3 protein-coding genes are annotated in these 2535 nt (G+C 33.5%); 1 reads left to right on the top strand and 2 read right to left on the bottom strand.

What is annotated here, in order from left to right; genetic code table 11:
- Window positions 1–93: 93 nt before the first annotated feature.
- A complete protein-coding gene (locus ACQKOG_RS27055; protein WP_427448589.1) occupies window positions 94–873 on the bottom strand; it encodes a GNAT family N-acetyltransferase in 780 nt (259 codons plus the stop codon).
- Between the two features lie 159 nt (window positions 874–1032).
- Here ACQKOG_RS27055 and ACQKOG_RS27060 point away from each other — a divergent pair, with 159 nt between their 5' ends.
- A complete protein-coding gene (locus ACQKOG_RS27060) occupies window positions 1033–1563 on the top strand; it encodes a GNAT family N-acetyltransferase (RefSeq protein WP_370075012.1) in 531 nt (176 codons plus the stop codon).
- 247 nt (window positions 1564–1810) lie between these two features.
- Here ACQKOG_RS27060 and ACQKOG_RS27065 read toward each other — a convergent pair whose 3' ends face one another.
- The gene (locus ACQKOG_RS27065; protein ID WP_370075013.1) at window positions 1811–2434 is read right to left on the bottom strand and encodes an HAD family hydrolase; all 624 of its coding nucleotides are present in this window, start codon (window positions 2432–2434) and stop codon (window positions 1811–1813) included.
- Window positions 2435–2535 lie beyond the last annotated feature (101 nt).

The following is a 2535-nucleotide window of genomic DNA, read 5'->3' on the forward strand; positions in this document are numbered from 1 at the left end:
TTTTTTATGAAAAAAATTGAAAGCCGGTGAAATTTTACTGATCGTAAAATTTCGCCGGCTTTTTAGTTTAGAGATGGGTTTTGTCCCAGCCTCTTATCTATCTGTGCTTTTATAAAAAACAGCATATTTCACTGGATTAGTAAAGCCTAATTTAGCGCCTACATGATAAGATCCATGGTTATCAATATCACAATCCCAACAAGGCTTTATATCGTTTAAAAGGCAATCATCAATAAATTTTTCTGCAATGAAGCTTGCTAATCCTAATCCTCTATAATTCGAATCAGTAACTATATCAATCTCTGCAAATTGCTGCGATTTAAAAATAGAAACCGCTTCGCTAATAATCTTATCTCCATGCTTCAAACAGAATCCAAAACCATTTTCAAGGAAATTACTAGTAGAACCCCAGTACTCCTCATAATATTGGTTGTTAAATTCTAAACAATGATCAATTTGATGTTGCTTGATTTTAATGCATTCGTAGTTAAGCGACTCGTGCTTCTCTCTATTGTTATAAGCATTTTTATCAAAGCTGAAAGTATATCTTTCTAATTTATTCACATAAACGTTTAATCGTTGTTCAATTTTTGTGTTCCAATCTTCTGAGTAAGAAAATAATGTGAAACGTTTATTTTGCTCAATAGATTCTTGTAGTAAAGCTGCGAGTTTACTTATAACTTGCTCGCTGGATGAATCACCATAAACATAGTATATTCCTGATTTGGTTTGAAACAGTAGTGAATGAAGGCTTTCATTGTCGGCATAGACAGCACCTTCTATTACCTGCTCCAGAATACTGTAGACAAATATTGGCGCCCTCTCTATTGTTTCTTTGACAATCGAATAATTCTCGGTCGTTACCTTAAACATTATCATTTCCCCTATTCTTTTGTATCTCTTCATACAGCATAACATTTTAGCAATTACTAGAATTATTGTATAATAGATACATGAAATTTGAAGGGACTGAATTATGCGCAGATAGCAATATTTTTCATCCAAACTTATAAAAAATTGGAGGTAAAAGTATTGATAGAACAAATTTACACAAAAAGATTATATTTAAGAAAAATGAAGATAGTGGATACACATAGTTTATTTAAAATTTGGTCAGATCCCGATGTGACGAAATTTATGAATATCACTAATTTCACTCATGAACAACAAGCGAAGGAAATGATTGAGCTTTTTGATCAACTAGCTAAGGAGCACAAGGCTATTCGCTTATCAATTATTGAGAAGGAATCCAATGAGATTATCGGCTCTTGTGGATTCAATTCATTTGACTTAGAGAACGCTACAGCAGAAATTGGCTATGATCTCGCTAAAGCTTATTGGGGAAATGGCTATGCGCCAGAATGTATTTCCGCTTTGATTGATTATGCTTTCTCCACTTTAAGCATTACTAAAATTGAAGCAAAAATAGAGCCTTGTAATAGGAATTCTATAAAAGTAGTAGAGAAATTGAATTTTACTTTTGAAGGAACATTTCAGGAATATGAAGAATCAAAAGAATCTTTTTATGACATTAATGTTTATTCTTTATTAAAAGAAAATTGACGTAAAAAATACGAAGCCAAGAATGTTACCGATGAACATTCTTGGCTTTTTTCATTTCTATTACTTAATCGGAATCCAAATTTCAAAATAAAAATCCAGGCTAAATGGATTTTTGTCCGAGTACACTCCCTACTCAGCTTTCCCAGAAGGTTTGTTTGTACAAATAAATATGATGTTAAAATTCCCTACTCTTCTCAACCAAAACAGAGTATAGAGACCGTCAGAAAAGACAGACTCTATACTCCGTTTAAAATATATTTAATAAATCAAATGGCTTTTCGATGATATAGTCATACTCCTCTGGCTTTCCAAAACCATATGAAGCAAAAACAAAAGGAATCCCTGCAAACTTTGCAGAAAGCATATCTCCTTGTGTATCTCCTACATAGACAGCGTTTTTTATATGATTTCTTTCCATAATTAATTGAATATTTTCTCCCTTTGATAAGCCTGTACGTCCCGGATTTTCAAAATCGAGAAAATATTTCTCTAGTTTATGATAAGCATAAAATGTTTCTATGTAGCCCTCCTGACAATTGCTCACAATGAACAAGCGGAATTTTTTTGAAAGAGCTAGTAAAGTTTCTTCTAACTGCGGATATAAAATACCGCCATTACGTAATAAATCATCTTGCTCTTGCTGGCAGCATGCTAAAATAAGCTCCATCTGCTTTTCTTCATCAAGATATTCAAATAATACAGCTGCTATTTCTTGAATTTGTAAGCCCATCGTTTTAGATAAATCCTCTTCGGTTATCTTTCCTTTACCGTAAGGAGACCCTTGAACTACCTGCGCCCACGATTGCGCTACTGTTTTTCTTGAATCCCAAAGTGTCCCATCCAAATCGAAAATAATGCTCTCTATGTCCATATGAAACCTCCTCGTATATTAGTAGTAAGAGCTCTTTCCGATAGAATTTCCAGTTGATCCGGACAACTGGGGAATCTGTTGGATTTCCTATAGGAGATAGT

The sequence above is a fragment of the Lysinibacillus sp. NPDC093216 genome, from assembly GCF_050280325.1.
GTDB lineage: Bacteria > Bacillota > Bacilli > Bacillales_A > Planococcaceae > Lysinibacillus.